Genomic DNA, 18,484 nt, shown 5'->3' with positions numbered 1-18,484 from the left:
AAAAAACCTGTCAAATATCATATAAACAATATATTTTAACGAATACGTTTTAGCTGTTAATAAGTTATTAGTGAATAATTTATAGGCTAAGTTTTTGGGTAGCTATAGGTAGCAAGCGTTTTACAAATTCAGTGTAGGCTTCTGTAGAAGGGTGTAAACCATCACTAGCAACATAATTGGGATAAGCTAAACCAGCTTGTGTAATATCTGTTATATTTAAAAAAGTAATGTTTCTACTTTCGCAAAATTTTTTAATGTGGCTATTGTATTGCTCAAGTTCTTTAGAAACAGTTTCGCTACCATTGCCAAATGGTGTAAATGCATAATCTGGAATGGACAATACAATAATTTTAGTTTTATCAAAATTTACACTTCTATGCGCTTTATTGATAAGTATTGGAAATTCTTCCTGAAAGGTAGAAAAAGGTAAACCTTGATATTGATTATTTACGCCAATTAATAGCGTTACCAAATCAAAATCTGTACTTAAATCTTCTTTATCAATAGCATTGATTAAGTTTCTGGTGGTCCAGCCAGTTGTAGCAATTACTTTTAAATTAAATTTAATACCATTATTTCTTCGTTGCAAAGAATCTACAAGTTGTGCTGGATATGTACATTTTTCACAAACACTTTCACCAATAGTATAGCTATCACCTAAAGATAAAATTTTGAGATGATTATTTACTATTTCTTCAACAGTAACATCATTATTTTTAATGATTTCAAGTTCAGAATCTGTGGTACAAGCAAATATAAACAGCGAAATAAAAAGGAAAAAGTGGTGTGTTGGTATTTTATTTAAATGCATTTAAACCAGTTATATCAAGTCCTGTAATTAATAAGTGAATGTCGTGTGTACCTTCATAGGTTACTACGCTTTCTAAATTCATCATATGACGCATAATAGAATATTCTCCAGAAATACCCATTCCTCCTAACATTTGTCTCGCTTCACGAGCAACATTCAGTGCCATTTGTACATTATTACGTTTTGCCATCGATATTTGTGCAGAGGTTGCTTTATCCTCATTTTTTAAAGTACCTAATCTCCAAGCTAATAATTGTGCTTTGGTAATTTCAGTAATCATTTCTGCTAATTTTTTTTGTTGCAATTGAAATTGACCAATAGGTTTGCCAAATTGCTGACGTTCTTTAGCGTATCTTAAAGCAGTGTCATAACAATCCATGGCAGCACCAATAGCGCCCCAAGCAATTCCAAATCTTGCAGAATCTAAACAACCTAAAGGTGCTCCTAATCCAGATTTATTGGGGAATAAGTTTTCTTTGGGTACTTTTACATTATCAAAAATTAATTCACCTGTAGATGAAGCTCTTAAAGACCATTTGTTGTGGGTTTCTGGGGTAGAAAAACCCTCCATACCACGTTCTACAATTAAACCGTGAATTCTGCCTTCTTCACTTTTGGCCCAAACTATAGCAACATCACAAAAAGGCGCATTAGAAATCCACATTTTTGCACCATTTAATAAGTAATGATTTCCTTTGTCTTTAAAATTAGATTCCATAGCCCCAGGATTAGAACCATGATTAGGTTCTGTTAACCCAAAACTGCCCATCCATTCACCAGAAGCTAATTTTGGTAAATATTTTTTACGTTGAGCTTCATTACCATATTTGTAAATGGGATACATTACTAATGATGATTGCACAGAAGCAGTAGAACGCACACCAGAATCGCCTCGTTCTATTTCTTGCATAATTAATCCGTAAGAAATCTGATCTAAACCAGCACCTCCATATTTTTCAGGAATGTAAGGGCCAAAAGCACCAATTTCTGCCAAACCTTTTATAATTTGCTTAGGGAACTTTGCATTTTGAGCATACTCTTCAATTATTGGAGACACATTACGCTTTACCCAATTTCGAGCAGCATCTCGAATTAATTTATGCTCTTCTGTAAGTAAATCATCTAAATTATAGTAATCGGGTGCTTTAAATAAATCTGGTTTCATATCTTTTTAAAAATGGATATTTAATAATAGAAAATGTTTAATTTTAAACGATTTAAAACTTAACTGTTTAAAATTTATTTTTAATCTGCATATAAAAATACGGATTTTTTAAAGTTCTTTTGCTTAAAGGATAAAAAAGTTATCCTTTTCAACTAAGTTTGTATTTATGAAGTTTACGTTAAGAAAACAAGAACGACTAAAAAGCAAAAAGCTTATTGAACAGCTCTACAAGAAAGGAAAATCAATTAAAGTTTTTCCTTTTAGAATGGTGTATTTGCAAATAGAACATACTTCAAAATACCCTGTGCAAGTAGGGGTTTCAGTAGCTAAAAGAAACTTTAAAAAAGCACCAGACAGAAATCGATTAAAGAGATTGATGCGAGAAACATATCGCCTTCAAAAAGCAACAGTTTATGATAATGTAAGCGAACCGTATATTTTTATGATTTCGTATATTGGGAGAGAGGAAAAACCTTATCAAGAACTTCATTCAAAAATGAATAGCTTACTGCACTTATTTATTGAAAAAATAAATTATACCAAAAATGAAACACTTTAAAATCAAAAGAAATACAGTTATAATTGTAGTAGTAGCAACGGTTTTTATGTCGTTCTCATTCAAATCTAATTTTTTTGAAGTTGCCAAACAAATTGAAATTTACAATTCTTTATTTAAAGAATTGAACATGTATTATGTAGATGAAATTAACCCTGCAGATTTAACTGATAAAGCAATTAAAAACACGTTAAAAGACTTAGATCCGTACACTAATTTTTACAATGCACAAGATGTAGAAGATGCAAGAATAAGAAGAGAAGGTGAGTATGCAGGTATAGGTGTATCTGTATATTATACTAATAAAGGCATTCAAATTAAAGAAGTGTATAAAGGTTTTTCTGGAGACAAGGCTGGTCTTAAAGCAGGTGATATGATAATTTCTGTGAATGGACAATCACTTAAAAATATGGAGAGAGATCAGCTTTCAATGTTTTTAAAAGGAACACCAAATACATCTGTAGCTATTGAAATTGAACGTCAAGATAAAATTATCAAAAAAGAGTTAAAAAGAGAAAAAGTAGTGGTAAATCCTGTGCCTTTTTTTGATATGATTGATGAAGAAACAGGCTACATCACTTTAACTCGTTTCAATAATAAGGCATCAGCAGAAGTAAAAAAAGCATTTAGAGATTTGAAGAAAAAAGGAATGAAAAAATTAGTTTTTGACTTACGATCAAATCCTGGAGGTTCATTAATGGAGTCGATCAATATTTCTAATTTTTTTCTTCCAAAAGGAAAAACAGTAGTTACTACAAAGGCTAAAATTAAAAAGTGGAGTAATACGTATAGAACTTCAAATGATCCTCTAGACTTAGAAATTCCGATTGTAGTTTTAGTAAACGGTAGCTCTGCCTCTGCTTCAGAAATTGTAAGTGGTTCTTTGCAAGATTATGATAGAGCTGTAATTATGGGGCAACGATCTTTTGGTAAAGGTTTGGTTCAGCGTCAAAAAGAATTAACGTACGGAACTCAGTTAAAGTTAACCATATCTAAATACTATACCCCAAGTGGACGATGTATTCAAGAGCTAGATTATACCAATAGAGATAATAAAACAGGTAAGGTTCCTAAATTTTCTGATTCAGGAATTAACGAGTTTAAAACTGCCAATGGTAGAGTTGTTTATGATGGTGGAGGGGTGTTGCCAGATGTTGTGATTGAGCAATCTAAAAAAACATCGGCAACAAAAAAGCTCTTAAACATTAAAGCTATTTTTAATTTTGCAACAGCTTATTTTTATAAAAACCCTGAAAAAATAGATTTAGAAAATTATCAATTTAAAGATACTGATTTTAAAGATTTTATAGACTTTTTAAAAACAGATACTACTTTTATTACCAAGCAAGAATCCTTATTCAAAAAAGCATATGCAGCTTCAAAAAACAAAAATATTACGAAAGAATATCAAAGAATACAATCAAAATTATTAGCAGATAAAGTAAACGAAATATCTAAAAATAAAGATATTATTATAGAGTTGCTGCAGGATGAGATTTTAAAAAAATATTATTATACTAGCGCGGTTTATAAATACCGTTTAAAGAATGATAAAACGATATCTAAAGCCTTAGAACTAATGAAAAATCTTGATGAGTATAATTATATTTTATCAGGGAAATAATTCTATATTTGCACCCAAAAAATGCTAAATACCAAAAACATAGACAGAACAAGAGCTCAAGAATCTACAAATGCCATAGAAAAACTATACATATCTATGCGTCATTTGTTTAGTAGAGGGTTTTATAAACCTATGGGAATTTCTGGAGAAACGCTACGAAAATCTTTACTTTTACTAAGGCCAGAAATTTATGGCTCTATTGCAGAAGAAAAGATAGAATTAAACGGTTTAATTTACGTAATAGAAAGACTCCCAGAAGGCATAGAACAATGCCAATTTATCAACTTAACCGCAGATGAAGGGTATAAAAATTCTAGTTTCAATCCAATTATTCCACCTAAAAGAAGACGAAATTGTTATAGGATTGATAAAGACCAAATGAATATTGAAATTACCAGAGGACGATCTGAAATCTATGATATTTTAACACATTTAACTTTTTTATTTATAGAATCTCATAAAATTCAAGAACGTGTTTCTTTAAATGAAGGTGAAGATTTTGTAAGAGAATGGCTGCATTTAGAAGAGGTTGTTTTGCATCAAAAAATAATTTCAGACAAAGAAAAAGAAGTGTTGCTTGTGCATTTGGGAAGTATTCTAGGTAGAACTTTTGATGAAGTTTCAGACATTTACGAAACCTTTTCTACAGAACAAAAGCCACATAAATTTTTTCATATTATTTATTGGTTGGGTAAGTTAGCTATTAAAGAAGTTTACGAAGCAGAAAAAAGAACAGTAACGTTTAGTTCTCTTTTAGTAGAAGAGATTGGGCATCACATTTATGGAGAAATCTGGGCAAATAATATTAAACAAGTTTTAGAAAAATATGACTTGTTAAAAAGACCACTTCATATTATAAGTGCCAACATGCATAGCGTGTTAAACTCTATTTATGCAGTTGGGGCCTTACCAGAAGAGGCAAAAAAGCATCAAGGTTTTGAGCTGTTTCAATTATTAAGTAATGCCAATAGCAAACCTTTACAGCAAAAAGTTAAAGATTACGCATCAAAAAATGGACTGATTTATATAAAAGATACATCAGGAACCAACATAAACGTTCAAATTATTGATACAGATAAAATAAAGTTCGATGATTCTGCGTTTCAAAGAGTACACTCTTTGCAAGAAAAACCGGTAATCGTAGTAATGGATTATGCATTTGGAGAACAAGCTTACGAAACAATGGACGAACTTTTAAAGCCTTATAAAACTGATAATGAAAGTACTCACTTAAATGTGAAATCTGTTTCCATTATGGGTAAAGCAGGAATTTTAGAAGGAGGTAAAGGTGATATAATGATTCCATCTGCACATATTTTTGAAGGTACAGCAGACAATTATCCGTTTAAAAATGAGTTAACCAAAGAAGATTTAGAAAATTTTGGCGTGCAAGTTTTTGATGGTACAATGATTTCTGTTTTAGGAACATCACTCCAAAACAAAGACCTTTTAAAGTTTTTCCATGATTCTACATGGAATGTAATTGGCTTAGAAATGGAAGGTGCTCATTACCAAAAAGCCATACAATCTGCCTCAAAAATCCGAGGAAATATATCAGAAAACGTAAAAGTAAGATATGCCTATTATGCATCAGATAATCCTTTAGAAACTGGGGCAACTTTAGCCTCTGGAGGTTTAGGGATGACAGGTGTTGTGCCTACTTATGCAATTACTCAAAAAATATTAGAACAAATTTTTTAAATCAATTAAAGATACATTTTACAACCAAACTAAATAAAAATGTCAACAAACCAACAGCATAAAAATAACGAAGAAGAAGAAGTAGACTTAGGGTCATTATTTTTAATTATAGGTAAGGGTTTTACAAAATTATTCAATTTTATAGGTACTATTTTTAAAGGGATATTTCATGCATTCATATCAATTTTAATATTCTTTAAAGAAAATTTTATAAAAATAGGAATTGCAGGCTTAATTGGTGTAATAGCAGGTGTGTTTTTAGAAGTAAAAAGTGAAAAAAAATATGGTTCTGAATTATTGGTAGAACCTAACTTTGGAAGTTCTAAACAGTTGTACAAAAATATTTATTATTACAACGATTTAGTAAAACAAAAAAAAATAAAAGACCTTCAAAATTTGTTTGATTTAGATTCTATAGAAGCAGCTTCACTACAAAAATTTCAAATTGAACCACTAAAAACAGATAACGATATTATATCTGCTTATGATGAATTAATTTTAGAAGTAGACACTTTAGCAATAAGAAGCTATGATTATATAAATTTTAAAGAAGCCTTTACAGATTTCGATTATAAAATTCATAAAGTTACAGTTACAGCAACTAAAAATAATGTTTTTAGTAAACTAGATGATGTGATAATTTCTTCTGTAGTTAGTAATAAGTATTTTAATAGAATAAAAAACTTAACTAATGAAAGCTTAAATAGAATAGACTCTTTATACAGAGAAAATTTAGTACAAATAGACTCTTTACGAATGGTTTATATGAAAGTTATGGTAGAAGAAGCTAAAAAACAGACAACAGGTACAAGTATAGATTTGGGTGGCGAAAAAAGAACTACCAAAGAACTTGAGTTGTTTGAAACTAACCGAAAAATAAATGCTGACTTAAGAAAAATAGCTGACGAAAAATCTAATAAATACGAAGTTATTAATGTAATTTCTAACTTTCAACCTATAGGATACCAAATAAAAGGAGTTGCTAAAAATTACGTTTTTATTTTAGGATTGCTAGGAGCGGTTTTTATGACTGCTTTTTTACTTTTAGTCAAGTTAAATACATACTTAAACAATTATAAACAATAAGGATGCAAAAAATTCTTATAACTGGAGGAGCAGGTTTTATTGGATCGAATTTTATTCCATATTTTTTAGAAAATAACCCCGATTTTAAAATTGTAAATTTAGATTTACTCACTTATGCAGGTAATTTATCTAACTTAAATGATATTTCAAATCACCCAAACTATACTTTTGTAAAAGGGGATATTTGTGATAGAAAATTAATAGAAAATTTATTTGAAATACATCAATTTAATGGTGTCATACATTTTGCAGCAGAATCTCATGTAGATAATTCTATAAAAAAACCAGATGCATTTATAAAAACAAATGTGTTTGGCACTTTTAATCTTTTAGATGTTGCAAAGAATCATTGGTTAAATGATTCTAATACATACAAAGAACATTTTAAAAATGCTAGATTCCATCACATCTCTACAGATGAAGTCTATGGTTCTTTAGGAAAAACCGGTTTTTTTACAGAAAATACACCTTATGCACCTAACAGCCCTTATAGTGCTTCTAAGGCTTCTTCAGATTTTTTAATAAGAAGTTATTTTCATACATATGGATTAAATGTGGTTACCACAAGTTGTTCTAACAATTACGGACCAAAACAACATGATGAAAAATTAATTCCAACAATTATTAAAAAAGCAATTTTAGGTGAAAAAATACCAATTTATGGAGATGGTAAAAATGTTAGAGATTGGCTATATGTTTTAGACCACTGTAAAGGAATAGCACTCGTATACAAAAATGGAAAGCCAGGAGAAACCTATAATATTGGCGGAAATAATGAACATAATAATTTATATATAGCTCATAAAATTTGTGAAATTTTAGATGAAATTCATCCAAAAAATACAACTTATAAAGCGCAAATTAGTTTTGTAAAAGATAGGCTTGGACACGACTTTAGATATGCCATAGATGCCAGTAAAATGGAGAATGATTTGGGATGGAAAGCAGATGAAAACTTTGAATCTGGTATTGTAAAGACAGTAGAATGGTATTTAAAAAATTATAAATTATGAAAGGAATTGTTTTAGCAGGTGGCTCAGGCACCAGATTACACCCTCTTACTTTATCAATAAGCAAACAATTAATGCCTGTTTATGATAAGCCAATGATATATTATCCTGTTTCAACGTTAATATCAGCTGGTATAAGGGAAATTCTCATTATTTCTACACCAAAAGATTTACCTTTATTTAAAAATTTATTTGGAGATGGAAGTCAATTAGGGTGCGATTTCCAATACAAAGTACAAGAAAAACCAAATGGATTAGCAGAAGCTTTTTTGATTGGAAAAAACTTTATAGGAAATAATAAAGTAGCTCTAATATTAGGAGATAATATATTTTACGGATCGGGTTTGTCTAAATTATTAAGAGAGAATACTAACCCAAGTGGTGGTATTGTGTACGCATATCATGTAAACGATCCAGAAAGATATGGGGTTGTTGAGTTTGATAAATATCAAAATGTAATATCTATTGAAGAAAAACCTAAAAAACCAAAGTCAAGTTTTGCAGTTCCTGGTATTTACTTTTATGACAATTCTGTATTAGAAAAAGCACAGAGTTTAAAACCGAGTAAAAGAGGTGAGTTAGAGATTACAGATATTAATAAAGCTTATTTAAATGAAAATAAATTATCGGTTAGAATTTTAGATAGAGGAACAGCATGGCTAGATACAGGTACATTTAAATCTCTGCAACAAGCAAGTAATTTTGTGGCAGTTATCGAAGAGAGACAAGGTTTAAAGATAGGGTCTATTGAAGAAGCCGCTTTTAAAAGTGGTTTTATCAACAAAAAAGAACTAGCAGCTTTAGCAAAACCATTAATGAAAAGTGGTTATGGAACAAATTTAATAGAAATTTAATGAAAGTAATACATACAAATTTAAAAGGATGCTTTGTTATTGAACCAAAAATATTTGATGATGGCCGAGGAAGTTTTTTTGAAAGCTTTAACCAAAAAGTATTCAAAGAAAAAACAGGTTTAGATACAAACTTTGTTCAAGATAATCAATCAATATCGCAGAGAGGGGTGTTAAGAGGTCTTCATCATCAAGTAGGAGAATTTGCACAAGCAAAACTTGTAAGGGTAATTCAAGGCAGGGTATTGGATGTAGCAGTAGATTTTAGAAAAGATTCACAAACTTTCGGACAGCATTTTTCAGTGGAACTTTCAGGTAAAAATAATAAGCAATTGTTTGTACCAAGAGGTTTTTTACATGGTTTTGCTACTTTAGAAGATAACACTATTTTTAGTTATAAATGCGATAATTATTACAATCCTGAAAGTGATGCAGGTTATTTTTATGATGATCCTTTTTTTAATATTAATTGGATGTTAAAAAAAGAAGAAATTATCTTATCAGAAAAGGATAACTTTTTACCAAGAATTAAATTAATGCATGTTTAGTAGTGTAGCATTATCAATTAGATTTCTAAAAAAAGATTTTAAACTGATTAAATATAAATGCTTAGACTGTCTAATTTGATGATTATAGAATTTTTTTCAGAGAGCAAAAGATAATAATTAATTTAAGTTCAATAAATAATAGTTTTAAGAACAATTCATCAATTAGATTTCCAAGAAAAGACTATGTTAAATATGCATAATTAATGCTTTTAAAACAAACCATAAGTAGAATAGTTACACTTACTAAAACTATAGTATTCAAAAATTTTAGTGCGTTAATGATCTTACAGTTAGGTAATACTGGATTAGCGCTATTAATTATGCCTTACTTAATTAACGTTTTAGGTATCAGTAATTATGGGTTATATTCATTTGCTTTTGGTGTAAGTATGTATCTTGTAATTTTAACTGATTATGGTTTTGGTTTTACAGGTGTAAAATTAATATCAATTCACAGAAATAATCAAAAAAAAATAGACCATATTTTTCATTCTATACAAATAATAAAGGCTGTTATACTTACTATAGTTTTAGCCTTTTACACATTAGCTATTTTTTTTGTAAAAGATCTCTCTGAAAATAAAGAATTATTTTTTTTGTCATTTGGCATATTAATAGGTCAAACTATTGTGCCTGTTTGGTTTTTTCAGGGTATGGAAAAAATGAAGTTTATCACAATTATAAACTTATTAATTAGGTTAGTTGCAGTTGTTTTAATCTTAATTTTTGTAAAGCAGCCAGAAGATATTAATTGGGCGGTTGGTGCGCAAGCTATTAGTTTTTTATTTGCAAGCATATTATCCATCTATATAGCTTATAGCAAGTTTAATTTAAAGTATTGTACTCCAAAACCCTCAGAAGTATTTAAAATGCTTGTAGAAAATAGGCATATGTTTTTTTCAACATTGTCTTTGAGTGTTTATAAAAATTTAAATATTGTGCTTTTGGGTTTCTTATCTACAAATGTAGAAGTTGGTATATATGCGGCTGTAGAAAAGATAATTAAGGCAGTACAATCCTTAATAGCGCCCTTGTCACAAGCTATTTATCCTAATATGAGTATTAAGTTTTCTAAACTAAGCCCCTATAAAGCAGTTTCTAAACTCTTTAAACTATCTTCATATTATCTTTTTCCTCTGCTAATTATATTATTTACTTTGTTATTATTTGAAGATTTTTTTATCCAATTTTTAGGCGTTGATAATGAAGATTTTTCGATTGTTTTTTATATTCTATTACCCGTAATTGTAGTTGGAAGTTTAAATTATCTTTTGGGTATTGTAGGTTTGGTAAATTTGAATAAGGAAAAATTGTTTAATAGAGCAACAATAACAGGGGGGACTATAAATATAATTTTATGTTGGTTACTATCTAAAAATTACGGAGCAATTGGTTCTGCAATAGCTTTAGCAGTGGCTGAGTTTGTAGTGCTAGCTTTAGTCGTTTTTTACTTGTTTAAAATAAAAAATCCTAGGTTATCCTAAGATTGATTAAATAATAAAACTATTGCAATGAAAAAAATAATTTATGTTCTTCATGAAAGAAGTACAAAAGAACATTTTACGGCATTAGAAACCTATGCTTCAGCTAAAAATTTAGAAGTCAGATATAGAGAGTTTTTAATCCTTAGATATTTTGTAAAAAGTATCGTTAGATTAGATATTGGCCTTTTTAAACAACAGGTTAAAAACTGTATTTTTTTTGCTAACCTAATTGTTAGTAAGAAAAAGAATATTATTTTTGGCATAGCGCCTTTAGATTATTACTTACTCTTTCTCAGATTTTTTTTAAAGAACCATAATGTTTTTTATTTTACATCTTGGGGCAATTGGTCTGGTGGTTTTTTTCCAAAGCAAAAATTTAGTAATACAAAATATGTTAAAATTGCATGGGCTAATTTTTTAAAAAATGAACTTAAAGCTATTTTTGCTGTTACAAAAGTTACCGCAAAAAGTATAGAAGAACACTATAGATTATCTTGCCCAATAGTTGTAGTAAATCACGCTATAGATAATTCAATAACAATAAAAAAAAAGCAGATTGACAATAAAGTATCTAATAAAACAAACCTAATATTTGTTGGTCGGTTTGTAGAAGACAAAGGTATTTATGAATTATTGGATTTAATGCAAAATTTAGATAGAGAAAAATATTCTTTAAAAATTATTGGTGATGGTCCTTTAAAAGAAAAGGTTTTAGAGGCTTCAAACTCTTTTTCTAACATAGAATATTTAGGCTATATAAGTTCTAAAAAAGAATTGTTTGATTTATTTTCTAAAAGCGATGTTCAACTACTTTTTTCTAAAAAACCAAAAGATAATACTTGGGAGGAGTTGTTTGGCATAGTAATTATCGAAGCAATGTATTGTGGTATTCCAACAATTTCAACCAGTCATATTGGGCCAAAATCTATAATAAATAATGGTATAAATGGCTTCTTAATTGATGAAAATAATATTGTTGAAGAATCCTTAAAAATTTTAAAAGAGAAACTATATAACAACAAAGAAATTATAGCCAATACTCAAGTTACAGCACATAAATTTTATAAGAACAACTTATCAAAAAAATGGGCTGAAATATTGGACAATTATATTTAAGTTTTTTGTTAAATAACAATATATTTGACTTTTGATAAATATTAGTTAATATTAGCGTACTACTAATAAAAAGATCAATAGTTTCTTTTACAAATTAAAAAAATAATTTTAGCCATTTCAATTTATAATTGAAAAAACAATATATGAAACTCTCAATAGTTATAGTTAATTACAATGGTAAACACTTTTTTAAAGATTGCATAGCATCTATAAAACGTTATTGTTCTTCATTAGCCTATGAAATTATAGTTGTTGATAATAATTCTACTGATGGCAGCCAAGATTATATTCAATCAAACTATCCTAAAATTAGGCTATTCGCAGAGAGCAAAAACTTGGGTTTTGGAAAAGCCAATAATTTAGGCGTTAGCAAAGCAATAGGAGAAAATATTCTTCTGTTAAATAATGATACAATTCTATTGCAAGATATTCAACCTGTTGTTGATGAAATAGAAAACAACAATATTGGTGTTGTAGGTATTAAAATGTTAAATGGTAATAAACAGTATACACCTTCAGTAGGTAAATTTCCAAGAGCTTTAGATTTATTAAAATTATCAAATTTAAATGATAAAAGACATGAGTTTATAACGGGTAATTTTACTAAGAATAATTATCAAGTAGATTGGGTTTCTGGTTCTTTTATGATGATAAAAAAGGAAGTTTGGAATTTAGTGAAAGGCTTTGATGAAGATTTTTTTATGTATGTAGAAGATGTAGATTTATGTAAACGAATTAGCAATCTAGGAAAAAAAATAATTTTTTTAACACACATTTCTTATATACATTTTGTAGGCTTTAACCAGTCTAGAGAGGTTAAATTGATTACAGGTTATAAATTGTATAGCAACAAACATTTTAATTCAATAAATAGTATTTTAGCCCAAATTTCTTTGAAAATAAATTATGCCTACAAAAAAAGCTTTAAAAATATTCGTTGATGGTTATCTGCTAAACAAAGAGCATCAAGGAACAAAAACCTACATTAAAGAAATTTACAAAGAATTTGCAAAACAAAACCCTAGCGTTTTAATTTATATTGGGTGTTTCAAAGACCAGTCTATAGAGGATGAGTTTAGTAAGTATAACAACATTAAGTTCATTTATTTTACTCAGTCTAAAAGAATTCTAAGAATGCTTTCAGAGATTCCTAAAATAATAACTCATTATAAATTTGATTATGCTCATTTTCAATATGTAATTCCATTTTTTAAATCAAAAAGCTGTAAGTATATTGTTACAATACACGATATTTTGTTTAATGATTTTCCTCAATTCTTTTCCTTGTCTTATAGAATTAAAAGAAATTTTTTGTTTAGAATTAGTGCAAAGAAGTCAGATGTTTTATTAACCGTTTCTGAGTATTCTAAACAAAGAATACAAGAGTTTTATGGTCTTAATAATAAAGAAATAGGTATAACTCCAAATGGGGTAAGCAAATTGTTTTTCAAAGATTACAATAAAAAGCAGTCTCAAGATTATATTTACAAGAAATATAAAGTAAATAATTATTTGTTATATGTAAGTAGAATAGAGCCCAGAAAAAACCAGCAAGCACTGTTAAAAATTTTTCCTGATATAGATGATAAGAATACAAAAATTGTTTTTATTGGAAGCAAAACGTTAGATAATAAAACCCTCGACAAAGAATACAATAACTTACCTTATGATGTAAAAAAAAGAGTACATTTCTTTAACTCTATTTCAAATAATGACTTGCTAGAATTCTATAAAGCAGCAACAGTATTTGTATATCCAACATTTGCAGAGGGCTTTGGTATACCTCCTTTAGAAGCAGCTGCATTAAAAATTCCTGTAGTATGTTCTAATAAAACCGCATTAAGCGATTTTAATTTTTTTAAACCCTACCATGTAAATATAGAGAACGTAAACGAATTAAAACAGAAAATAAATGAATTGTTAAAACATAAAAATAAGGCAGATTTAATCGAAATTCAAAATCAAATTAAAGAATATTATACTTGGGAAAAATCATCTAGAACATTTGCAAAAATTATAAATATACATTCATAAAATACTGAATTTGTTTAAATTAAATATACATAATACTTACTTAGCAATTACCCTAATTCTATTAATCTCTATTTCAGTTTTTGAATTGCATTATTTATTGTTTTTGTCAACCTGTATAATTTACTATGCTAAAGTTTCAAAAAAAATTATAGACATTATTTCTTATCTAATAGTTATAGTAATCATTGCAAGCATTTCATCTTTTTTTAATGAGGTTACTTTGTATAATTTTATCAAAGATTTTACCTATTTCACAAAACCTATTTTAGGAATTTTAGCAGGGTATTTTCTCTCAAAAAAAATTAATAATCTTAAATCTTTTATTAAAATTATCATTTCAATATCGCTACTATTTGCGGTGTATCATATTTTTATCATTTTATTTAAAGTAGATTTTAGTTCTACATCAGTTGGGGCTTTGAGGAAAATTGGAGGTATATCAAATGAAATTGAATCATTCGCGATAATGTTACTAATAGCATCGTGGAAATTCAAAGAAATAAATGTAGTTCAAAATCTTTTTTATAAAAAAATTATTCTGGCAATTTTGTTTCTTTCATTCAGCCTTTATCTATCAAGAACAATGATAGTGTCTCTAATTATTTTATTATTGGCTGTTTTTGGTTACATAAAAATTACTTCAAAAGCTATAAAATATGCAACTATTGTAATCGTATTTTTTGGTTTATTCTACGTGTATTTATTTAATGCAAATATAAAAAGAGGTCAATCAGGTTTTCATTCCTTCTTATACAAAATGAAAAATGCACCAACAGAAATTTTTTCACCTCCTAAATCGTTAGATGTAGAAAACCATGCAAAATTATGGGACAGATGGAGGGCTTATGAAGCAGGTATGGCAATTAGTCAGATTGATACTTTTACAGATTTTCTTTTTGGTAAAGGTTTAGGTGCATTAGTAGATTTAAAATTCGAAGCTCCTTTGGGAGATGAAAATATTAGATATATACCAATTTTACATAACGGTTATATTAATATTTTCTTTAAATCAGGAATTTTAGGGGTATTGTTATATCTAATGCTGTTATTATTATTATATTTATATGCTAATATTAAAACAAAAAACACTCAGAAAAAAATTACATATAATTTAATTGGGGGTTTAGCCATCCATTATTTATTTACAACACTAATAGTTACAGGAATGTATAATCTTAGGGAGTTCTACGTTTTAATTTTAGGAGCTCTTTTGCATTATAGTATAGAAGAAAAGAAAAGTAAGTGAAAAAATCATTGAAGATTGCAATTGTTGGCACTAGAGGTATTCCTAATCATTATGGAGGATTCGAGCAATTTGCAGAATATTTAGCAACATATTTAGTAGATAAAAACTGTCAAGTTTACGTGTACAACTCCTCTAATCACCCTTATAAAGATACCACGTTTAAAGGTGTAAATATAGTTACTTGTAATGATCCAGAAGATAAATTGGGTACAGTAGGTCAATTTATTTATGACCTAAATTGTATATTAGATTCTAGAAAAAAAAATCTTGACATTATCTTACAGTTAGGTTACACTAGCAGTTCTATATGGTCTTTTCTTTTTCCTAAAAAGCCATTAGTTATTACTAATATGGACGGTTTAGAATGGAAAAGAACAAAATACAATTTTTTTGTTAGACAATTTTTAAAGTATGCAGAAAGACTTGCTGCTAAAAACAGTGATTTTTTAGTAGCCGATTCTGAAGGTATAAAATCTTATATTGATAAAAAGTATAATAAAAACGCTAAGTTTATTGCTTATGGTAGTGAGGTAGTTTCAACAATAAACGATAATGTTCTAAAAAAGTTTGGTGTAGAAAAACAAAAATATAATATGTTAATTGCTAGAATGGAGCCAGAAAATAATGTAGAAACTATTTTAGATGGTGTAGTTTTAAGTAATACAAAAACCCCTTTTTTAGTTGTTGGTAATTACGATAGTACAGCCTTCGGTAAAAGAATAAAAGAAAAATTTAATAGCAATAAACAAATAATTTTTCTTGGCAGTATATATAATATTTCTGAATTAAACAGTTTAAGGTATTTTTGTAATCTTTATTTTCATGGACATTCTGTTGGCGGTACTAACCCTTCTTTGCTAGAAGCAATGGGGTCAAGTAGTTTAATAATTGCTCATAACAATATATTTAATAAAGCTGTACTTAAAGAAAATGCTTTCTATTTTTTTAATTCAGAAGATGTTAGTTTTTATTTAAACAATAAAAGTAAACAGGAAGAATTAGAAAAAATAGATAACAATAGGGTTAAAATTAAAAATGAGTATGATATAAATAAAATAAATGAAAGTTATCTCTCATACTTTTACCAATGTCTTTCAAGAAATTAGAAATACTAATTTTACAGACGTACTACTTATAATTATTTTAATTACTCTTCCAGTAGGTTTTGCAATTAATAGTAGTGCAATAATTCTATTTTTTTTGGGCTGTTTGTATTCTTTTGTAAAAAATAAGTACAAATTTAGTTTAAATAAGATTGAGGTTTTATTTATACTTTTCTATTTGGTGTGTTTCTTATCTATGTTTTGGTCAGATAATTTAAAAAACACAACACAGGGTCTAATTCGTTTTTTGTCTTATCTAATATTACCATTAGCTTTTGGTTTTAATAAAACTTTTAATGTAGACAAAATAATAGCTGTTTTTTCTAAAACATTAGTTTTGTATTCTTGCCTTTTAATTGTTGTAGCTATTTATAATGTATTTATAAATTCTGATATTAATTTTATGTTTTATCATAAGTTAAGTAGTGGTTTAGGTTATTTAAATGCAATTTATTTATCCATTTATACCAGTATAGCAATTGCTTTTTTCATCTTTAAAGAACAAAAAACAAAATATCATTTTATGTATTTGTTTATTTTAATGTTTTTTTTGCTATTGCTATCCTCTAAACTAATTATAGTTGTTACATTGTTTTTTGTTTTTGTATATTTTATGTCTAAAAGAAAATATAAGAAATTTAAATTAAAATCTTTATTTATACTTCCTGCTATTCTAATAGTATTTATTCTAGCTTCAAAAAAATTAGTAAATCGAGTAAATATAGAATTTGAAAAAACAAAAGTTCAAGAAATATTATCAAAAAAAGATTTTGGGCATGTTTATCTATGGACAGGATCTGGGTTAAGAATCTTCCAAACCAAAGTTTTTCTAGAAACTTTAGACGAAAACAAGAAATTAATTTTTGGGCTTGGGCTTAATAATTCTCAAGAAAGTTTAAATCGAAAATATAAAGAGTACAACTTGTACCCAGGTTTTTTAAATTATAACTATCACAACCAATATATTCAGGTGTTTGCAGAATTAGGTGTTTTGGGTTTATTCATTTTGATCTCAATTTTTATAGTATTGCTAAAAAAAGCAATTAATTTTAAAGATTATTTTTTATTATACTTTATAATTCTAATATTAGCAGTCTGTGTAACAGAATCATTTTTATGGAGGCAAAGAGGTATGGTGTTTTTTATTATAATGGTGTTATTATTTTTCAATAAAACGAAAAGAATTAACCATTTGTAATATTTTTAAATAGATATAAAATACCTTATATTTTAAAACGTATATGAAGTGAAAAATAAATTAATGATAACTGGCTCTATAGTCCTTTTTGATGAAAATCTATCCGATTTACACAATACAATCGATAGCTTTTTAAATATACCTTTAAAGAAAAAACTTTTTTTAATAGACAACACACCTAATAAATTTTTTGAATATGTCTTTACAAGTGAATTCATAGAATATATTGCTGTTGAAGAAAACATTGGTTTTGGTGCTGGTCACAATAAAGTGTTAAATAAAATTCACGAAATATCAGATTATCATTTAGTATTAAATCCAGATGTCTCATTTAGTTTGTCCGTGATTCCAAATTTAATTAAAGAATTAGTAAAAGACGATATATTGGCAATGATTGCTCCAAAAGTTTTATTTTTAGATAAATCTCATCAATATTCTTGCAGAAGGTATCCAAATATAATTGAGCTTATTGTAAGACGTTTTGCTTTTTTACAACCTTTTTTTCAAAACATAATATCTAAAGGCGAATATAGAGACAAAGATTTGTCAAAACCCTTTTATGCAGATTATTTATCTGGATGCTTTCAATTGTATAAAACAGCCGATTTTATTCGCTTAAAAGGCTTTGATGAACGCTACTTTTTATACATGGAAGATGTTGATATTTGTAAAAAAATTGATACAATAGGAAAGAAAAAACTATATTACCCGAAAGAAGAAATTATTCACATATTAAAAAGAGGCTCATTAAAAAATCTCACACTTTTTTTTAGACACTCGTCATCTGCAATTAAATATTTTTTAAAATGGGGCTTATAAATACCTGTACAGCCACACTTTAAATTTAGAACAATTCTAAAAAAAATATTTTTAAAAATATATAATTTTATACTATCTTTAATGATTATTTGCAGTGAAAAATTTTAAGATAAATAGACAGTGTACTTTACA

At 27.7% G+C, this 18,484-nt stretch carries 17 protein-coding genes; 15 read left to right on the top strand and 2 right to left on the bottom strand.

Features of this window, described 5'->3' with window-relative positions:
- Positions 1-79 precede the first annotated feature (79 nt).
- Both ACW9UN_RS11740 and ACW9UN_RS11735 read right to left on the bottom strand, forming a co-directional pair.
- Complete coding sequence (locus ACW9UN_RS11740; RefSeq protein ID WP_459486478.1) at positions 80-811, bottom strand: SGNH/GDSL hydrolase family protein; 732 nt, start codon at positions 809-811, stop codon at positions 80-82.
- The gene (locus ACW9UN_RS11735; protein WP_459486477.1) at positions 798-1,976 is read right to left on the bottom strand and encodes an acyl-CoA dehydrogenase family protein; all 1,179 of its coding nucleotides are present in this window, start codon (positions 1,974-1,976) and stop codon (positions 798-800) included. The genes ACW9UN_RS11740 and ACW9UN_RS11735 overlap by 14 nt, the downstream gene beginning before the upstream one ends.
- A gap of 166 nt (positions 1,977-2,142) precedes the next feature.
- On the opposite strand from ACW9UN_RS11735, the gene rnpA reads away from it, so the two are divergent.
- From rnpA to ACW9UN_RS11660, 15 genes are all read left to right on the top strand, one after another.
- Positions 2,143-2,535, top strand: coding sequence for a ribonuclease P protein component (gene rnpA / locus ACW9UN_RS11730; protein ID WP_459486476.1), 393 nt, complete (start codon positions 2,143-2,145; stop codon positions 2,533-2,535).
- Positions 2,522-4,156 carry a S41 family peptidase gene (locus tag ACW9UN_RS11725; protein ID WP_459486475.1) on the top strand — a complete coding sequence of 545 codons (1,635 nt, stop codon included), beginning with the start codon at positions 2,522-2,524 and terminating at the stop codon, positions 4,154-4,156. The genes rnpA and ACW9UN_RS11725 overlap by 14 nt, the downstream gene beginning before the upstream one ends.
- A 21-nt stretch (positions 4,157-4,177) precedes the next feature.
- Entirely contained in the window at positions 4,178-5,857 is a 1,680-nt protein-coding gene (locus ACW9UN_RS11720) for a DUF6909 family protein (RefSeq protein WP_459486474.1), read from the top strand.
- Between the two features lie 39 nt (positions 5,858-5,896).
- Positions 5,897-6,943: a hypothetical protein gene (locus ACW9UN_RS11715; RefSeq protein WP_459486473.1), complete on the top strand. Its 1,047-nt coding sequence runs from the start codon at positions 5,897-5,899 to the stop codon at positions 6,941-6,943.
- 2 nt (positions 6,944-6,945) lie between these two features.
- Positions 6,946-7,956 (top strand): dTDP-glucose 4,6-dehydratase, encoded by a 1,011-nt coding sequence (gene rfbB / locus ACW9UN_RS11710; RefSeq protein ID WP_459486472.1) that lies wholly within the window; start codon positions 6,946-6,948, stop codon positions 7,954-7,956.
- Positions 7,953-8,807, top strand: coding sequence for a glucose-1-phosphate thymidylyltransferase RfbA (gene rfbA, locus ACW9UN_RS11705; protein WP_459486471.1), 855 nt, complete (start codon positions 7,953-7,955; stop codon positions 8,805-8,807). The genes rfbB and rfbA overlap by 4 nt, the downstream gene beginning before the upstream one ends.
- Complete coding sequence (gene rfbC, locus ACW9UN_RS11700; RefSeq protein ID WP_459486470.1) at positions 8,807-9,352, top strand: dTDP-4-dehydrorhamnose 3,5-epimerase; 546 nt, start codon at positions 8,807-8,809, stop codon at positions 9,350-9,352. Before rfbA ends, rfbC begins: the two co-directional genes overlap by 1 nt.
- Positions 9,353-9,555: 203 nt before the next feature.
- A complete protein-coding gene (locus tag ACW9UN_RS11695) occupies positions 9,556-10,836 on the top strand; it encodes an oligosaccharide flippase family protein (protein ID WP_459486469.1) in 1,281 nt (426 codons plus the stop codon).
- A 27-nt stretch (positions 10,837-10,863) separates the two neighbouring features.
- Entirely contained in the window at positions 10,864-11,952 is a 1,089-nt protein-coding gene (locus ACW9UN_RS11690; protein ID WP_459486468.1) for a glycosyltransferase, read from the top strand.
- 143 nt (positions 11,953-12,095) lie between these two features.
- Positions 12,096-12,893 (top strand): glycosyltransferase family 2 protein, encoded by a 798-nt coding sequence (locus ACW9UN_RS11685; RefSeq protein WP_459486467.1) that lies wholly within the window; start codon positions 12,096-12,098, stop codon positions 12,891-12,893.
- On the top strand, positions 12,859-13,986 hold the full coding sequence (locus tag ACW9UN_RS11680) for a glycosyltransferase family 4 protein (protein WP_459486466.1): 1,128 nt from the start codon (positions 12,859-12,861) through the stop codon (positions 13,984-13,986). The genes ACW9UN_RS11685 and ACW9UN_RS11680 overlap by 35 nt, the downstream gene beginning before the upstream one ends.
- 466 nt (positions 13,987-14,452) lie before the next feature.
- A complete protein-coding gene (locus ACW9UN_RS11675) occupies positions 14,453-15,232 on the top strand; it encodes an O-antigen ligase family protein (protein ID WP_459486566.1) in 780 nt (259 codons plus the stop codon).
- Positions 15,229-16,338, top strand: a complete 1,110-nt coding sequence (locus ACW9UN_RS11670) for a DUF1972 domain-containing protein (protein ID WP_459486465.1) — start codon at positions 15,229-15,231, stop codon at positions 16,336-16,338. Before ACW9UN_RS11675 ends, ACW9UN_RS11670 begins: the two co-directional genes overlap by 4 nt.
- The gene (locus tag ACW9UN_RS11665) at positions 16,292-17,533 is read left to right on the top strand and encodes an O-antigen ligase family protein (protein ID WP_459486464.1); all 1,242 of its coding nucleotides are present in this window, start codon (positions 16,292-16,294) and stop codon (positions 17,531-17,533) included. Before ACW9UN_RS11670 ends, ACW9UN_RS11665 begins: the two co-directional genes overlap by 47 nt.
- Before the next feature lie 48 nt (positions 17,534-17,581).
- Positions 17,582-18,352: a glycosyltransferase family protein gene (locus tag ACW9UN_RS11660; RefSeq protein WP_459486463.1), complete on the top strand. Its 771-nt coding sequence runs from the start codon at positions 17,582-17,584 to the stop codon at positions 18,350-18,352.
- The last annotated feature ends 132 nt before the right edge of the window (positions 18,353-18,484 follow it).

The sequence above is a fragment of the Polaribacter litoreus genome, assembly GCF_054584775.1.
The sequence above is the reverse complement of the archived record's forward strand: the minus strand, read 5'-3'. Positions and strand labels throughout refer to the sequence as shown.

Bases quoted from the DNA above. Each gene is read 5' to 3' on its own strand.
- ACW9UN_RS11690 (WP_459486468.1), top strand. From the start codon at position 10,864: ATGAAAAAAATAATTTATGTTCTTCATGAAAGAAGTACAAAAGAACAT.
- rfbC (WP_459486470.1), top strand. From the start codon at position 8,807: ATGAAAGTAATACATACAAATTTAAAAGGATGCTTTGTTATTGAACCA.
- ACW9UN_RS11720 (WP_459486474.1), top strand. From the start codon at position 4,178: ATGCTAAATACCAAAAACATAGACAGAACAAGAGCTCAAGAATCTACA.
- rnpA (WP_459486476.1), top strand. From the start codon at position 2,143: ATGAAGTTTACGTTAAGAAAACAAGAACGACTAAAAAGCAAAAAGCTT.
- ACW9UN_RS11735 (WP_459486477.1), bottom strand. From the start codon at position 1,976: ATGAAACCAGATTTATTTAAAGCACCCGATTACTATAATTTAGATGAT.
- ACW9UN_RS11695 (WP_459486469.1), top strand. From the start codon at position 9,556: ATGCTTTTAAAACAAACCATAAGTAGAATAGTTACACTTACTAAAACT.
- ACW9UN_RS11675 (WP_459486566.1), top strand. From the start codon at position 14,453: ATGTTACTAATAGCATCGTGGAAATTCAAAGAAATAAATGTAGTTCAA.
- ACW9UN_RS11715 (WP_459486473.1), top strand. From the start codon at position 5,897: ATGTCAACAAACCAACAGCATAAAAATAACGAAGAAGAAGAAGTAGAC.
- ACW9UN_RS11680 (WP_459486466.1), top strand. From the start codon at position 12,859: ATGCCTACAAAAAAAGCTTTAAAAATATTCGTTGATGGTTATCTGCTA.
- ACW9UN_RS11665 (WP_459486464.1), top strand. From the start codon at position 16,292: ATGAAAGTTATCTCTCATACTTTTACCAATGTCTTTCAAGAAATTAGA.
- ACW9UN_RS11725 (WP_459486475.1), top strand. From the start codon at position 2,522: ATGAAACACTTTAAAATCAAAAGAAATACAGTTATAATTGTAGTAGTA.
- rfbB (WP_459486472.1), top strand. From the start codon at position 6,946: ATGCAAAAAATTCTTATAACTGGAGGAGCAGGTTTTATTGGATCGAAT.
- ACW9UN_RS11685 (WP_459486467.1), top strand. From the start codon at position 12,096: ATGAAACTCTCAATAGTTATAGTTAATTACAATGGTAAACACTTTTTT.
- rfbA (WP_459486471.1), top strand. From the start codon at position 7,953: ATGAAAGGAATTGTTTTAGCAGGTGGCTCAGGCACCAGATTACACCCT.
- ACW9UN_RS11740 (WP_459486478.1), bottom strand. From the start codon at position 811: ATGCATTTAAATAAAATACCAACACACCACTTTTTCCTTTTTATTTCG.